General features: G+C 64.2%; 16 protein-coding genes. 13 read left to right on the plus strand and 3 right to left on the minus strand.

Annotated features, from left to right (window positions below):
• Window positions 1-36: 36 nt before the first annotated feature.
• Both BM416_RS01585 and BM416_RS01590 read right to left on the minus strand, forming a co-directional pair.
• A complete protein-coding gene (locus BM416_RS01585) occupies window positions 37-1,485 on the minus strand; it encodes an APC family permease (RefSeq protein ID WP_065927428.1) in 1,449 nt (482 codons plus the stop codon).
• Window positions 1,486-1,708: 223 nt separating this feature from the next.
• The gene (locus tag BM416_RS01590) at window positions 1,709-2,677 is read right to left on the minus strand and encodes a helix-turn-helix domain-containing protein (protein ID WP_027606688.1); all 969 of its coding nucleotides are present in this window, start codon (window positions 2,675-2,677) and stop codon (window positions 1,709-1,711) included.
• A 192-nt stretch (window positions 2,678-2,869) separates the two neighbouring features.
• Between BM416_RS01590 and BM416_RS01595 the strand changes: the two genes are divergently transcribed.
• From BM416_RS01595 to BM416_RS01605, 3 genes are all read left to right on the plus strand, one after another.
• Window positions 2,870-4,246, plus strand: coding sequence for an aspartate aminotransferase family protein (locus tag BM416_RS01595; RefSeq protein ID WP_065941651.1), 1,377 nt, complete (start codon window positions 2,870-2,872; stop codon window positions 4,244-4,246).
• Between the two features lie 27 nt (window positions 4,247-4,273).
• Window positions 4,274-5,728, plus strand: a complete 1,455-nt coding sequence (locus tag BM416_RS01600) for an aldehyde dehydrogenase family protein (protein WP_092484583.1) — start codon at window positions 4,274-4,276, stop codon at window positions 5,726-5,728.
• A gap of 82 nt (window positions 5,729-5,810) precedes the next feature.
• Window positions 5,811-6,374 (plus strand): cytochrome b, encoded by a 564-nt coding sequence (locus BM416_RS01605; RefSeq protein ID WP_027606691.1) that lies wholly within the window; start codon window positions 5,811-5,813, stop codon window positions 6,372-6,374.
• Between the two features lie 64 nt (window positions 6,375-6,438).
• Here BM416_RS01605 and BM416_RS01610 read toward each other — a convergent pair whose 3' ends face one another.
• Window positions 6,439-7,776: an alginate export family protein gene (locus BM416_RS01610; protein WP_092484586.1), complete on the minus strand. Its 1,338-nt coding sequence runs from the start codon at window positions 7,774-7,776 to the stop codon at window positions 6,439-6,441.
• 238 nt (window positions 7,777-8,014) lie between these two features.
• On the opposite strand from BM416_RS01610, the gene BM416_RS01615 reads away from it, so the two are divergent.
• From BM416_RS01615 to BM416_RS01660, 10 genes are all read left to right on the plus strand, one after another.
• The gene (locus BM416_RS01615; protein WP_065927423.1) at window positions 8,015-8,407 is read left to right on the plus strand and encodes a DUF6152 family protein; all 393 of its coding nucleotides are present in this window, start codon (window positions 8,015-8,017) and stop codon (window positions 8,405-8,407) included.
• Between the two features lie 64 nt (window positions 8,408-8,471).
• Window positions 8,472-9,254, plus strand: coding sequence for a hypothetical protein (locus tag BM416_RS01620; RefSeq protein ID WP_092484589.1), 783 nt, complete (start codon window positions 8,472-8,474; stop codon window positions 9,252-9,254).
• 33 nt (window positions 9,255-9,287) lie between these two features.
• A complete protein-coding gene (locus BM416_RS01625) occupies window positions 9,288-10,778 on the plus strand; it encodes an alpha/beta hydrolase domain-containing protein (RefSeq protein ID WP_092484592.1) in 1,491 nt (496 codons plus the stop codon).
• A gap of 21 nt (window positions 10,779-10,799) precedes the next feature.
• Entirely contained in the window at window positions 10,800-11,288 is a 489-nt protein-coding gene (locus BM416_RS01630; protein ID WP_092484595.1) for a DUF6644 family protein, read from the plus strand.
• 32 nt (window positions 11,289-11,320) lie between these two features.
• Window positions 11,321-11,809, plus strand: a complete 489-nt coding sequence (locus tag BM416_RS01635) for a DUF6644 family protein (protein WP_065927412.1) — start codon at window positions 11,321-11,323, stop codon at window positions 11,807-11,809.
• Window positions 11,809-12,510 carry a DUF6162 family protein gene (locus tag BM416_RS01640; protein WP_092484598.1) on the plus strand — a complete coding sequence of 234 codons (702 nt, stop codon included), beginning with the start codon at window positions 11,809-11,811 and terminating at the stop codon, window positions 12,508-12,510. The genes BM416_RS01635 and BM416_RS01640 overlap by 1 nt, the downstream gene beginning before the upstream one ends.
• Window positions 12,507-13,439, plus strand: a complete 933-nt coding sequence (locus BM416_RS01645; protein WP_092484601.1) for a metal ABC transporter solute-binding protein, Zn/Mn family — start codon at window positions 12,507-12,509, stop codon at window positions 13,437-13,439. The genes BM416_RS01640 and BM416_RS01645 overlap by 4 nt, the downstream gene beginning before the upstream one ends.
• Window positions 13,436-14,143 (plus strand): metal ABC transporter ATP-binding protein, encoded by a 708-nt coding sequence (locus BM416_RS01650; protein ID WP_092484604.1) that lies wholly within the window; start codon window positions 13,436-13,438, stop codon window positions 14,141-14,143. The genes BM416_RS01645 and BM416_RS01650 overlap by 4 nt, the downstream gene beginning before the upstream one ends.
• Window positions 14,140-15,045, plus strand: a complete 906-nt coding sequence (locus BM416_RS01655) for a metal ABC transporter permease (protein WP_065927408.1) — start codon at window positions 14,140-14,142, stop codon at window positions 15,043-15,045. The genes BM416_RS01650 and BM416_RS01655 overlap by 4 nt, the downstream gene beginning before the upstream one ends.
• On the plus strand, window positions 15,042-16,016 hold the full coding sequence (locus BM416_RS01660; RefSeq protein ID WP_256577410.1) for a metal ABC transporter solute-binding protein, Zn/Mn family: 975 nt from the start codon (window positions 15,042-15,044) through the stop codon (window positions 16,014-16,016). Before BM416_RS01655 ends, BM416_RS01660 begins: the two co-directional genes overlap by 4 nt.
• Window positions 16,017-16,023 lie beyond the last annotated feature (7 nt).

Here is a 16,023-nt window from a genome sequence, read left to right on the forward strand (position 1 = left end):
GGTCAGGCTGAGCAGGCAGACACCGCCGCCCACGCCTTAAAGCTTGTGGCTGCCCAAGGCCAGGAACCGCTGCGGCGACGCCTTGCGCAGCCGCGCCGCGAGGAATACACCGCCCAGCAACGCCAGGGGAATGATCGCGCAGAGGCCGTAGGACAGCAGTTGGCTGGCACCGGTCAGCACATCGAAATGCACCACCGCCAGCACCAGCACGGCCACGAGCGCCAGGCACGAGAACCCGGGGAGGATCTGCCCACGCCAGAGCCCGACCTTGAGCTGCGGATGGCGCCGGAAGAACACCAGCACCGCGGCCGAGGTCAGCGCCATCAGCAGTATCACGCACAGTGTGGCCAGGTTGGACAGCCAGGCAAACAGCTGCAGGATCGGATCGGCATCCAGCGCCGCGAAAATCAACACCACCACGGCCGAGATCAGGCTCTGCAAGGCCGAGCCCATATGCGGGCTCTGGTGCACCCGATGGGTGGTGCCCAACTGGCTGTGCAACAAGCCGTCACGGCCGATGGCGTAGAAGTAACGCGCGGCGGCGTTGTGAAAGGCCAGCAGGCCGGCATAGATGCTGACCATAAACAGCACCCGGATAACCTGGGTCAGTTGCGGGCCGACAAAGTGGTCGGACATGCCATAGATAAACGTAGTCGGGTCCTGCAAGGCCTGCAGCATCGGCACGATCTTGTCCGCGCCCACGCCCACCACCATCGACCACACCGACAACGCGTAGAAACCGCCGATCAGCAACACCGAGCAGTAGGTCGCAATCGGAATGGTACGCTGCGGGTCCCGGGCTTCTTCACCGTAGATGGTGGTAGCCTCGAAGCCGATAAAGGCGGCGAAGCAGAACAGCAGGCCGATTGACGGCGTGCCGCTGAACACATGGCGGCTGCTGAACGAATCCAGGTTGATGCCGCTGTCGCCACCGGACTTGAGAATGGCGAAATCCAGGACCAGGATCGCCAGGTACTCGGCGATCACCATCACCGACAATACCCGCGCGGACAGGTCGATCTTGCGATACCCCAGGATCGCGATGCTTGCCATCGCCATCAGCGAATAGGACCACCACGGCAGCACCAGGCCGAAGGCGGCTTCCATGGTGCCGCTGACTACCCCGCCGAACATGCCGTACAAGCCGACCTGCAGGATGTTATAGGCAAACATCGCCAGCACCCCGGCCGCGCCACCGGCCAGGCCGCCCAGCCCACGGGCGGTGAACGCGTAGAAACCGCCGGCATTGGTCAGGTGGCGCGCCATGGTGGTGTAGCCCACCGAGAACGCCAGCAGCACCAGCAAGGCCAGGATCAGCAACGTCGGGGTGCCCGCGCCGTTACCCAGCATGATGCCGATGGGGAAGCCGCCGGCGATCACACTCAGCGGGCTTGCCGCCGATACCACGAAGAAGATGATAAAGCCCACACCCAGGGCGCCACGCTTGAGCTCCGTGGAGCTGTTGATCGAGTTGGATACACTCATGCTGTTGACCTTATTGTATGAGGCAGTCGCTGTAGGATCGGTGCAGCCGGCTGTCGACCGGTACCGAATAGCTTGTCGTTGTTGTTGCACGCTGGCATCGATCCTATGCCTGCCCGACAGCGTGCCGGTATCCCAAATCGGTAACGCAAGCGCCCACGGCGAAACACCTGCACATCCCGAGCGGACGACGCAGGCTGATTCAGATCTTGCTAAAGGCTTGGGTTCAGGCGCGCACGTTGCCGGTAATGGCGGCGCGGGTCGTGTGGGACGGCAACTGCGCGAACAGCTCCTGGTACTCCGCGGCAAAATGGCTCAGGTGATAGAAGCCCCACTGGGCGGCGGCATCCCCAATCGACAGCTCGGATGCCCGGGTAGACATCAAGGTTCGGCGTACGCCGTTGAGCCTCACTGAGCGCAGGTAATTCAGCGGTGTGGTCTCGGCGACCGAGCGGAAGCTGTTCTGCACCGTGCGCCGACTCACCTGGAGACGCTGGCACAAATCGATCACGCTGGGCACGTCGATCATTTCGGTCGTGGCCAGGCGATGACATTTCTCGACGATAAAGCTGCGCGTGGAACTGGGGCTGCGCTGCTGCTTGTCACAGGCCGGGTCGGTCATCAGTTGCAGCAGCTCGCCGAGCATGGCCTGTTCCAGCGCCGACTCACGCTCGCGCGTGTAGTCGAGGTCATCGTTTACCAGGGCCTCGGAGAACAATGCCAGCAATCGACGCCGGGCCTGGACGAAACGCTGGGGAGACACCTTTATCACCGGTTGGCGCAGCAACCGATTGAGTTCTTTCGCCGACGCCGTCTGTTCCAGCGCCTCTTCGAACAATTCACGCTCAAAGGTAATGGACAAAAGCTCCATGCCCATCGGCATATGGAACATGAACTCCTCGCCACCGTGGAGGAAGAACAGGCTGCTGTCATCCACCTCGCGGCCCTGCATGCGAACCGAGCCGGGCACATTGATCGGCACCGCAAAACACATCTTGTCGCGAGGCGCCACGCCGTTCTGCACCACACGCTGGTTGATCTGCTCGAGGAACAGGTGGCAACCGGTCGTCGTCAGTTGCATCAGCGAACTCTCGGCCGAACCGGCGGTGAGCTGGCTGTAGTCCTGGCTCCACTGCTGGATGGTGGCTGCGTGGACGTGGATATCGCGGAAATGGCTGATCGTCTGGTTTTTCATTGGGGGGGTGTGCCTCTACCAACATTCTTGTTTTTAGATCGCCGATGCCTTTGATACTCGCACATCGGTCACATCCTGCAAATTGTTTATGCGCTGGATTGCCCGCGTCTCATGTGCCGATTCGGGCTACCGGCCGGGAACCCGCGGCGGAGATGATCGGCACACTTAAATCGACATTCCAGAGAGACCGTCATGAGTGAAGCCAACTTTCAAGCCCTGCACTTCGCGGATGCCCCGCACATTGTCTCCGGCACACTGCCCGGCCCCAAGACCCTCGAGGCCCTGGCGCTGTCGGCGCGCACCGAGTCGATGGCACGCGGCGGCGGCCGCATGCCGGTGGCCATGGACCGCGCCTTCGGTGCGACCTTCAAAGACCCCGACGGCAACACCTACATCGACCTGTCTGCCGGCGTGGGCGTCAGCAGCGTCGGCCGCTGCCACCCCAAAGTGGTGCAGGCGATTCGCGAACAGTCCGAAGTGCTGATGCACGCCCTGGAAATCAACAGCACACGGCGCACCGAGTTGGCGGCCAAGCTCTCCGAGATCGCCCCCGATGGCTTGCGTGGCGACTGCGTGACCTTCTTCACCCAGAGCGGCAGCGATGCGCTGGAGGCCGCGATCAAGTTTGCCCGGCGCATTACCGGACGCCACCAGATCATCGCCTTCCATGGCGGCTACCACGGCGTGTGGCATGCCTCGGGCGCGCTGACCACCGGCACGGCCTACCGCAAGGGCTTCGGTGCCCAGATGGGGGGCGTAATCCACGCGCCCTACCCGTACGCCTACCGTTTCCCCTTCGACACCACCCACAAAAGCGCCGAGCAGATCGCTGGCGAGTACATCGATTACCTGTTGAACACCCCATACACCGCCGCCGATGACGTGGCAGCCGTGATCGTGGAGCCGGTGCAGGGCGAAGGCGGCTACGTGCCACCCTCGCCGGAATTCCTGCAATTGCTGCGCCAGGCCTGCGACCGCAGCGGCACATTGCTGATTGTCGATGAAGTGCAATCCGGCGCAGGACGCACCGGCAAGATGTGGGCGGTCGAACATTCCGGCGTGAAGCCCGACATGCTCACCTTCGGCAAGGGCATCGGCAGCGACCTGCCCATGGCCGGCCTGATCATGCGCTCGGACCTGGCGGCCAAGATTCCCGACGGCTCGATGCCCAACACCTTTGCCGCCAACTCGTTGTCGGCGGCCGTGGCGTTGACCAACATCAGCATCCTGCAGGATCCACAACTCGACCTGCTCAACCGCGCCCACACGTTGGGGCTGGAAGCCCAGGCGCATATTCGCGGCTTCAACAGCCCGCTGGTCGGCGAAGTGCGCGGGCGCGGCCTGATGATCGGTATCGAACTGGTCGAGGATCCGCTCACCAAGGCGCCCCTGGCGGGCGAAAAGATCGGCCAGTTGATGGGCTACCTGCTCAACCACGGCGTGCTGATGATCCCCTGCGGCCGCTACAGCAACGTGATGCGCGTGATGCCCTCGCTGACGATCTCCCGCGAACTGTTCTTCAAGGCCCTGGACATCTTCGGCGACGCCCTGGCGTCCCTCAAGGCGTGAGCCTGCCCACTACTCGAGGACCGCAACATGACTGAGCACTTGAATCATTTCATCGAAGGTACGCCCTGCGAAGCCTTCGACCGTCGCCGTTTCGACCTGGTCAACCCCGTGACCGAGCAGGTGTATGGCAGCTCCGCACGTGGCACCCGCGAAGACGTGGAACGTGCCGTGGCGGCGGCACGCCACCAACTGGAAAGGGGCGACTGGAGCCAACTTGACGGCGCCCAGCGTGGCCGACTGTTGGCGAAACTGGCCGATCTGGTCGAGCGCGACAGCGAACGGCTGGCCGATCTGGACGCCAATGCCATCGGCCGCTCGCCCGTCGAACCGCGCCGGATGGACCTGCCCAACGCGATCGCCAACCTGCGCGCCGCCGCCGGCTGGGCCAACCAGCTCGAAGGTCGCACCATTCCCACCGGCGGTTACTTCGGCACCAAAACCCTGTCGTACACGGTGCGCGAGCCCGTCGGCGTAGTCGGTGCCATCGTGCCCTGGAACTCGCCGCTGATGATCACCGTGTGGAAGCTCGCCGCGTTGCTGGCGGCAGGCTGTACCGTGGTGGTCAAGCCTTCGGAGGAAACCCCGCAGTCGGCCCTGCACCTGGCGCTGCTGGCGCAGGAAGCCGGCTTCCCGGACGGCGTGATCAACGTGGTCACCGGCTACGGCAACGAAGTCGGTCGCGCCCTGTGCGAGCATCCGGATGTGGCCAAGATCAGCTTCACCGGCAGCCCCGAGGCCGGGCGTGAAATCCAGCGCACGGCCGGCGTGCTGTTCAAGCGCGTGGCCCTGGAACTGGGCGGCAAGAGCCCGCAGATTGTGTTCGACGATGCGTCCTTCGACGATGCCCTGCGCGGCTGTGCACTTGGCCTGTTCGCCAACCAGGGCCAGGTGTGTGCCGCCGGCTCGCGGATCCTGGTGCAGCGCAGCCTCGCCGAGCGTTTCGGCGCCGCGCTGGCCGAGGCCGCACACGCAGTGAACGTCGGCGACCCGCGCGAGCCCGGGGTACAGATGGGCCCGGTGGCCAAGAAAGCCCAGTTCGATCGCGTCAACCGCTACATCCAGCGGGGCATCGACCAGGGGGCAACACTGCTGGCCGGCGGCGTCTCGACGCCCGAGCAAGGCTGGTTCGTGCGCCCGACGATCTTCGCCAACGCCCGCAACGACATGGACATCGCCCGGGACGAGATTTTCGGGCCGGTCGGCACGCTGATCACCTTCGACAGCGAAGACGAAGCGATCGCCCTCGCCAACGACAGCACCTACGGCCTGGCGGCCACGGTCTGGACCGGCGACCTGGCCAGGGCGCACCGTGTGGCGGCGGCGGTAAAGGCCGGCGCCGTCGGTATCAACTGCTGGAGCCCGCTGGACGCCAACCTGCCTTGGGGCGGCGTCAAGACCAGCGGTATCGGGCGTGAAGGCGGGTTCAGCGGCGCGCTGGCCTACACCGAGGAGAAAGTCATCACCGTGCTGCTGCCGGCCTGAGCACACGCGCTGTCCTGACCGAGCCACCCTCCAACGTCGAGGGTGGCCATTCCACCGTGCATCGCTCCCTGGAGAGCTTGATATGAACCCAATGGATCAACCGACAATCGATCGCTACCCGACGTCCCTGCGCCTGTTGCACTGGCTGCGGGCCGTACTGGTGCTGGGCCTGCTCTGGGCAGGCTGGCATATGACCGGCATGAATGATGAGGTGGCGAGCAAATTCGAGCTCTATTACCCGTGGCACAAGTCCTTCGGGGTGTTGACGTTCCTGGTGGTGCTGACTCAGCTCGCCGTGCGCTTTCGTACCCCCAGGCTGCCGCAGCCGCTGGAAACCCTGGCCGGATATGAACGCTTCCTGTCACGCCTGACACAGCGCGTCATGTATGTCCTGCTGGTGATCGTGCCGCTGATGGGTTACTCCATGTCGAGCACCTTTACGATGAGCGACGGGGTGTTCTTTTTCGGGGTCAACCTGCCGGAGCTGTTGCCGAAGAATGACGATTGGTTCGCGGTGTTCCAGTGGCTGCACAAAGTCCTCGCCTACACGCTGCTGGTGCTGATCGTGCTGCATGTCGCAGGCGCCCTCAAGCACCGCTTCTACGACCGCGATCCGCGCAACGACGTGCTGCGCCGGATGCTCTGAATGAATCAGGCGTTGACGCGACACGTCAACGCCTGCGGGACCTGCAACAACCGTCAATGACGACTCAGAACGTCACCCACACAATGAACTGCAGGTACGCGTTGGTCGACGCGCTGCCGCTCTGCCCGCCACCGTTACCGAACCATTTCTCAGGCTTATAGAGGCCGATCAACGGTGACAACGTGACGTTATCCGTGACCATCCAATCCAGGAACAGGTCAACCTCCCGCGCCGCGAAATCCCGCTCATTGCGACGGGACAGCTGGTGGTAGTCGAAAGCCATCGCGTTCAGGGTCAATTTCTCGGTGGGCCGGACAGAGAGCAGCACATCGTTGATCTGCATGTTCGACGTCACCGAGCCGGCGTAGTTGGCTGCGATTTCACCCTGGTAGCGTTTGCGAAAGCCGCCCTGGAACAGGAAATCCCAGCCTTCGGAATAGCGCGAGTAGCGATAACTGACGGTCGGTTGCCATTGCACATCGGCAAAGGTGTAGCCTGCGTCGAAGAACATTGCCCGCTGCGAACCGGAACGTTTTTCCTGGCGAGCCACCTCGAATGCAAAGTCGGCGTTTTCAATCCCGGCGTTGCCCTGCCCGCGAATGCTGTAGACGTTCATGCCCTTGCGTTCGAGCCGATCCGCGAAGGCGTATTTCTCATCCACATCCAGGCCGTGAATATAGGTCGAACCGATCGAGCCAATGGGTGTGGTGTAATCGACAGTGCCTACCGCCAGCTCGGTCTTGGACTGGCCGGGGTTCTCGGATTTCAGCCATATCAGGCTGCCATGCAGCCCCTCCTTGCCGCCCAGTTTCAGCACCGCCGTGTTGCCGAACGCCAGGCGCTGCCCAAGGTAAAAGGCGCCTCCACGGTCGAACCGACCATCGCGCACGCCCTCGATGGGGCTGAATGCCTTGCCGGGGTTGAAACCATCGTCGGTGATCAGGAAACCGTCCACCGTGACCAGTTGGCGCCCAAACGAGAAATCCACGCCGTCCGGGCCCAGGGCCGGCAGCAGGTCGCCGGACCTCCAGCCCAGGAAAGCGTCTTCCACCGCAGTTCTGCGCTCATTGCCCGCCGTGATCGCCCCCGGGTCCCCGTCCCCCCATGTACCGCTGCTGAGCAGGGCGAAGCCGCCGTATACGGAACCGGCGGTGATCTTGTCGGTGGTGCCGTTGAGGCCATATTTGGCGTAGCCCTCCTGCCAGCGCATGCTGCCGGGCCGTTTCTGCGGGTCGCCGATGTAGTTGCGGGTGCTGGCGAACCAGCCGAAGCCGGCGCCCAGGTCAGCGTTCAAAACGGTTGCACCGTCATCTTCGCTGTAGACCGTATAGGCGTGTGCCTGGGAGCCGGCGGCACAGAGTGCAACCAGCGACAGTAATGGCGCGTAGGGGGGAATGCGCATGACGTCTCTCCTGTTTTTATAGTTGTGAGGCGAGGCAGGAGTGTTCCGGCCAGGGCCGGGCATGCGGTAACCCAAATCAGCATGTGCGCGGGCCGGGGCGCCCACTCGTCGTTGCACACGGTCTCCACCGCACAAAACCGTCCGAGTGCCTTCAATGGTTGCCGTTTTGGGCTACGGCCTCGGAACGCACGCGCCCTATGCTGGGCCCATAAGAACCATAAAAACCCGAGGCACCGTCATGACCCTTTTGTCCCCCTTCCCGCTGCTCCGTCAGGGGCTTTGTCTTCTGACCCTCATCACCTGCAGCGCCTTGCCGCCTGTTGCCAGCGCCCACCATTCATTCGCGCTGTTCGACCAGACCCAGACGCTCACGATCAAGGGTGTGGTCGAGCGCTTCGCCTGGACCAACCCGCACATCACGATCTACGTCGACGTTCCCGGCCCGCCGGCCCAGCGCTTCAAGATCGAGACCGGCAGCGTCAACGCGCTGCAGCGCACGGGCTGGACGGCGGAGTCGATCAAGGCCGGCGAGAACGCCGAGGTGTCCTACAAGCCGTTGAAAAACGGTGAGCCGGGCGGGCTGCTGGTGGAGATCAAGATCGGCGACGTGGTGCTCACGGGCGGCGGCTGAACGCATCCCTCCCCGAGTGCGATAACAACAGAACTGGGCAAACCAGCAACGCGGAGATATTTCAATGAAACCAGCACGCACCGCCAACGCCGCCATGCTCGTCCTGAGTGTGGTCCTCGTGACATTCGCCGGGCTGAGCAACGCCGCCACGCCAGCGAAAACCCAGGCCGACAAGCACAGCGCCGCTACCCGGCCGGACATCAGTGGCACCTGGGAAAGAACCCCGGATGACTGGTTCGGCGAGAACCCCGATGACCCGGTTCACCCCGGCGGGCCGATGGACCTCAAGGCGCCCTACGCCGCCGAGTACGTCGAGCTCAAGAAGAAAGAAGCCGTGGCCAACGCAGCCGGCACGCCAATTGCCACCACCAGTTCCAGGTGCCTGCCCGAGGGCATGCCGACGATGATGGCGGCGCTCTTCCCGATCCAGATCATTCGCGATGACAAGCAAGTGATCATCCTCGGCGAGTATCTCCAGCAAGTGCGGCGGATTCTCCTGGACCAGGCCATGCCGCCAAGCGAAAAGCTCGACCCGTTGTACCAGGGCCATTCCCGCGGCCACTGGGAAGGCGACACGCTCGTAGTCGAAACCCAGCGCGTGCGAACGGACGTGCGTTTCTACGACGTGCCCCACGGGCCGGCGATGAAGATCACCGAACGCATCCGGCTGCGCGGGCCGGATCACCTGGAAAACCAGGTCCTGATCGAAGACCCGCAGGTACTCAATACCCCGTATCGCTTTACGTTTGAGTACAAGCGCTCCAACTACGCCATTCAAGAATACGTGTGCGAGAACAACCAGATCGTGATCGACAGCGAGGGCAAGGCATCTCTGAGCCTTGAGTGACGCCACCCATCCACCCCTGCTGGAGCTTTACCCATGGAACGCCTGATCCCCATCAGTATCAGCGTCGTGCTGTCGCTGCTGATCGCCTCGAACACCTTCGCCGAAGTGCCGCGCATGCCCACGGCCATCGCCGTGCCGCCCTCCGGCAAACCGCCGCTGTCCTCGGCAAAACGCCCGGGCACCGAATACAGCGACCTCGACCGGTACGGCTACGTCGAAGAGGAGTACTACCTGCAAGGCGTTGCCCCGGCCATCAACGCCGCCGGCCAAACCCTGCTGGAAGCGCCTTACACCACGCGTATCCTGGTACGCAAACCGGCCGACCCGGCGCGCTTCAATGGCACGGTGGTCATCGAACCGTTCAGTTGGTTCGGCGAGCGGGGCGCGGGCTGGATCCTGACCCGCGACTATCTGCTGCGGCGCGGCTACGCGTACGTCGGCTACACGCTGAATGTGAACGCGCCGGCGGTGGATCCCAAGTTCATCGCCGATACCCCGGCAGCCGAAGCCGAGCAGATCGCCCAGTACGGAAGGATCGTCAACTTCGAGTTCATGCGCCGCTTCGACTTTGCCCGCTATGCGCCCCTGGGCACTTATTACGACCCGGCACACTTCACCCGCGGCGCAGCGCCCGATCCGTTTGCGCCCCAGTCCCAGGGCATCGGCGCACAACTGGCGTTGCTGCTAAAAACCAACGGCGCCCAGAGCCCGCTGGCAGGCCTCGATGTGCAGCGCGTGTATGTGAATAGCTGGGCCGTCACCGCGCAGGTCTGGATGGACTATCTCGACCAGGGCCGCCACCAGCAATGGCGCATGCCCGACGACACCCCGCTGATCGACGCCTATATGACCGGCCGCATGGCCTACGGCGAAGTGGGCGGCGACGTGATCCGAGTGCCACGGCAGATGCCCGAAGGCGTGCCCTTCGTGACGGTCTACAGCCAGTCCGAACTGATGCACGACGTGATCGAAGGCATCCCCCTTCCCCCGGACACCGACACCCCGCAGCTTCGCTACTACGAAGTGACCGGCATGCCCCACCTGCGCCTGGCCGACCTCGGCACCGAGCACACCGAACACCTCGCTGCCGACGTCGGCAAGGGCGACGACCCGCGCTGCCGGACGCTGTATGACGAACCGGTCGAGCTGGTGGTCGCGGCGCTGCTGGATGGCATGGACCAATGGGTACGCGACGGCAAGCCCATGCCCACCGCCCCCCGGGTGGTGCGCGATGGCAAGGCCGCCGCCCGCGCACCCGCCACCGGCAACCTGCAGGGCGGCGTGCGCCCGCCGTGGGTCCAGGTCCCCAGCGCCAGCTACCTCACCGATCAGGAGACCGGCTGCGGGCTGATCTACGACACCAAGGTGCCTTACTCGAAGGACGTGCTGGGCCGGCGCTATGGAAATTTCGGCCGCTACGCCCAGAAGTTCGAAGACGCCAAAGCCGTTTCGATCAAGGAAGGGTACTTGCTGCCGGAAGATGCGGCGGGCCTGCATCCGATCGCCACCCCCCAAGATTTCTAACCCACTGCGGAAGAAAAGCCGATGTCCTCTTCACTCATCATTGCCTGGATCTATGCGTCGCCGTTGAGCACTGCCATCCGCGACATCCTGTGGGTCATCCCCACGGTGCAGAGCATTCATATCATCGCCATCACCGTGCTCTTCGGCTGCGCGCTGATTTCCGATCTGCGACTGGCGGGGGTATTCGCCGGCGACGAGCCCTTGCGCGGCGTCGTACGCCGTTACTACCCGTGGATGCGCAACGCGCTGATCGTGCTGCTGTGTACCGGGTTGGTGATGATCATCGCCGAGCCTGACCGGGTCCTCGTCAACTCGACGTTCTGGCTGAAGATGGTGCTGGTGGTGACGGCGTTCAGTGTGACCTGGCTGCTGCGCCGTCCCCTGCTGCGTCCTGCCGGCCAGGCCGGCGGCGACGACGCGTCGCGCCCGGTCAAGGCCTTTGCGTGGCTATCGATCGGCCTGTGGTGCGTCGTGATCATCTGCGGTCGCTGGATCGCCTACACGATCTAAGCGTTTTCAACCCACGTTCTCAGGTATTCGCCATGGATATTCAACCCCTGCTGCAAGCCGTCCAGGACACCCCGGTCGCGACGTTCATTCGCGAGTCAGGCTCGGCGTTCCCGATGCTGGAGTCGGTGCATGTGATCGGCATCGCCATCGTCTACGGCACCATTGCCGTGGTCGACCTGCGCCTGCTGGGCGTGGCCGCCCATCGGCGCGGCGCGCTGAAGCTGATCCAGGATTTGCTGCCGTACACCTGGGCCGCATTCGTGGTCTGTGTGATCACCGGCCTGCTGATGTTCTGCGCCAACGGCACCACCTATGTGCAGAACACCGCGTTCCTGTTCAAGATGGGCCTGTTGATGCTGGCGGGGATCAACATGGCCGTCTTCCACCTGGGGGCCTTTCGTCGAATCGCCGAATGGGACACGACGCTGCCACCGCCCGGCCAGGCGCGCATCGCCGGCTTCAGCTCATTGCTGTTGTGGGCCGGGGTGGTGTTCCTGGGCCGCTGGATTGCGTTCCTCTGATGGCGCGCCCGAGCACTGCAATCACACAGGTGCGCCCGCGCTCCGGCGGCTGGGAGTCCCTGGCCCTGGTGCTGGCGACCCTGGCCGTCGTCGCCGGTGTGGCCGGCTATGTGCTGCTGCGCCCGGAAAGAGTGGACCCGCCCACCCCGCTGAGCTGGCAGGTGCGCTCCTTCGATGGCTTGGGTGCGGTCGACCAGGCGATTCACAGCGCGCTGTTGCCCGCCGGTGAAGAAATCATCTGGTCCAACAACGATACCGGCGGCTGGATCACCCTGGAGCGCGCGCAGAAACTGCTGTTGCCGCCCTTCTACCGTGACGCCTTCTGGAAGGCCAATGGCGAGGTGCACTGGCAATTGATCCTGCCCGGTTCCCACCTGGCCCATCAGGGTGGCGACGAGGATGCCCATGGGGCGGACCAGCCCGTCAGCGACGTGTCCCAGGCCACCCAGGGCCAGGGCGCGACGGTTTACTACGGCTCCGGCGGCCATGCACCGGGTCAGAGCGCCTACCTGCTGGTCATCGGTCACGCCCATGCCGGGGTGATGTGGGCCAACCAGGCGACGATCTGGGTCCACCGTGACCCGAACGCGCCCTACCCCGCCATCGTAAAGCCCGAATCCCTGGTCGGCGAAGGCTGGCGCCAAGTCATCCCCTACGACGGCGCCAGCGAAATCGAACGCGTAAAAGGAACCCAGCCATGACTGTTGCCCTGAAACACCGCGCCCTGTGGCGCCGCTGCATCGCGCTGCTGGTGCTGATACCCGCCATCGCACTCGCCGGCCCGGCCTTCGCCTCGGCGAAGAAACTCAGGATCGGCATCACCCTGCATCCCTACTACAGCTTCGTCGCCAATATCGTCGGCGATCGGGCCGAGGTCGTTGCGCTGATCCCGGCAGAGGCCAACCCGCACAACTACCAGCCGCAGCCCGATGACATTACCCGCGCGATGAATATCGATGTGCTGGTGGTCAACGGCATCGGCCACGATGAATGGGCCTTCCAGATCATCAAGGCTGCCGGCCGCACGCAGACGCTGCCGATTATCCAGGCAAATGCCACGGTGGCGCTGATTCCCATCGGTGGCGACCAGGAAGGCGTCAAGGTGGTCAACCCGCACACCTTCGTCTCCACCACGGCGGCGATACAGCAGGTGTTCGAGATCGCTCGCCGGCTCGGAGAGCTGGACCCGGACAACGCCGCGGCGTATCGAAAAAATGCCCTGGCGTATGCGGGCCGTATCCGCGAGCTGCGCGCCGGCTTCATGACGCGCTTCGCCGCGCTGGACTTGTCTTCGTTCCGTTGTGCGACGACCCATGCCGGCTACGACTACATGATGCAGGAGTTCGGCCTGTTCGTGAGCGCGGTGATCGAGCCGCGCCACGGCGTCGCGCCGACGGCACGCCAATTGGCCAACACCATCGAGGCGATCAAGAAGGCCAACGTCAAGGTGCTGTTCGCCGAGAAGAACTTTTCCCTCGACCTGGCCAAGCCCATCGAAGCCGCGACCGGCGTGAAGGTGTTCGCCCTGTCCCATATCACCGGGGATACCTACAGCGCTGACGAATTCGAGGTGGCGATGCGCGACAACCTCGAAACCCTGGCGCAAGCCGTTGAGTACACCCAGCAATGAATGCGCTGAAGGAGGACTACGGGATGCGCGGCCCCGCCATTGTGTTCGACAACGTCTCCCTGCGACTGGGAGGTACGCAGGTGCTCGACCAGGTAACGATGCGCATTGAAGCCGGCGCCTTGCACTGCCTGGTAGGCCCCAACGGCGGCGGCAAGACCTCACTGGTGCGTGCGCTGCTGGGGCAGATGCCGCATACGGGGGCGATCCGCTTCGAGGGTGAGGTCGCCACGCCCATGGGCTATGTCCCGCAATTGCCGGACTTCGACCGCAACGTGCCGATGACGGTCAACGACCTCATGGCCATGCTCGGTCAACGCCGGCCGGCCTTTCTCGGCGCAGGCCGCGCCGCCAGGGCGGCCAACGCCCAGGCCCTGGCGCGGACCGGCATGGCGGGGATGGGTAAAAAGCCGTTTGGCAGCCTGTCCGGCGGCCAGCGCCAGCGCGTGCTGCTGGCCCAGGCAATCAGCCCGGCGCCGTGGCTGCTGATCCTCGATGAACCGACCGCCGGGATCGACGAAGCCGGTGTGCGCCTGGTGGAGGCGCTGGTGGCCGAACTGAACGGCCGTGGAGTGACGATCCTGTGGATCAACCACGACCTGGAACAGGTCAAGCGAATCGCGCAGTCCGTGACCGTTATCAACCAACGGGTGCTGTTTCACGGCCCCGCCGATCAGATCGACAACCGCCTGGAGGCCATTCGATGAATGCCTTGTACGACTTTATCCGCGACCACCTGCAGGCGCTCGCCGCGAGTCACCTGCTGCCGCAACCGTTCGAGTACGAGTTCGTGATCAACGCGCTGATGTGTTCAGTGCTGATCGGACCGTTGCTGGGTGTGCTGGGGTCGATGGTGATGATCAAGCGGATGGCGTTCTTCAGCCAGTCCGTGGGCAATGCGGCGATGACCGGCGTGGCGATTGGCGTGCTGGTCGGCGAGTCCTACACCTCGCCGTACTTTTCGATGTTCGGCTTCTGCCTGCTGTTTGCCCTGACCCTCAAGTACACGCAGCATCGCACCACCCTGGCCAATGACACGCTGATCGGCGTGTTCCTGTCCATCTCGCTGGCGGTGGGTGCTTCGTTGCTGCTGTTCGTGTCGGCAAAAATCAACACACACGTCATGGAAGGTGTGCTGTTCGGCTCGATCCTGGCGGTGGACCATACCGACATGAACGTGCTGCTGGGCGTGACGGTGATGTGTGCGCTGATCGGGCTGCCCCTCTACAACGGCATGCTGCTCTCCAGCCTCAATCCGAGCCTGGCCCATGCCCGTGGCGTGAAGGTGCGCAGCGTCGAGTACCTGTTCGTGGTGCTGGTCACCCTGGTCACGGTCGCCTGCCTGAAGATCATCGGCGCCGTGCTGGTGGAGGCCCTGTTGCTGATACCGGCAGCGGCGGCCCGCAACATCAGCCACTCACTGCCGGGCCTGGTCACGTGGGCCGTGGTGATTGCGAGCTTTTCCTGTGTGGTCGGCATTCTGGCGCCGATGCAGTTCCATATTCCCGTGCCCACGGGCGGCGCCATCGTGATCGTCGCAGCCTTGGTGTTTGCGTTCACCATCCTTATCCGCAGTACCGCGCCGCAGTTCAGGGGGGCCAGCGTATGACCGGGTTCAATCGATCCATGCGCCCCTGGCTGGCATTGCTGGCGGTGCTGCTGGGCGGCCTGCCGTCGGCCTTTGCGCAGGTCGGCCAGCAACAGGTACTGGTCGCCCTGCCGGCGCTGTATGCGCTGACTTCGACACTCGGCGAAGGCACCCGGATCGAAGTGGTACGTGTGCCACTGGACGCCGCCGTGCCCATGGAAAGCCAGGCCAACGCGCTGTCACGCCTGGAGCCGGCCGCGTTCCAGAACGCCGTGGCGGTGGTCACCCTGAGCAGCCTGTGGCGCGCTGACCCGCTGTATGCTACGGCTCGACGCCACAACCTGCGCATCGTCGAGATCGATGCGTCGCACTCATGGGACAGCCTCAAACCGGGCGTCGCCGTGACCCGCACGCCCTCGAACGATGTGCCCTGGGCTGGCAACCGCAAGGGCGATGGCGGCCCGTCACCCTACGCCTGGCTCGGCCCGGTCAATGCCATGCGCATGTCGGCGCTGATCGCGGCCGACCTGGCGCGCCTGTCACCCGCCGATGCGCCGCGGATCGAGCGCAACCTCGCCGCACTCGACGGCCGCTTGCGCCAACTGAGGGCCGACTACGGTGCCCGGCTGCTGCAGGTGCCGGACCTGCGCGTGCTGTCGCTGGCCAGCGAGCCGGTCTACCTGTTCGGCGAGTTCGGCGTGTATGTGGACGGTTGGTTCGTGCGCCAGGACATCGACTGGACTGACGCCGACCTTGCCGCCCTGACCCGCTACCTGCGCGAGCGCGAGATCCGCGTGGTGGTGCACAAGTGGGCGCCCGACGCCAGGATTGCCCAGGCCATCGAGGACGGCGGCGCCCACCTGCTGATCCTGGACATCGGCAACCCCGGCCTGCTCGCCAACACGGCCAACGGCTACGAGGCGCTGCTGGGTACGAACCTGGATGCCTTGCTGGCGGCCTTCGCGACCGTTCAAGCCGCGACGCCCCAGTGATCAACGT

The sequence above is a fragment of the Pseudomonas sp. NFACC42-2 genome (genome assembly GCF_900116055.1).
Taxonomy (GTDB): Bacteria; Pseudomonadota; Gammaproteobacteria; order Pseudomonadales; family Pseudomonadaceae; genus Aquipseudomonas; species Aquipseudomonas marginalis.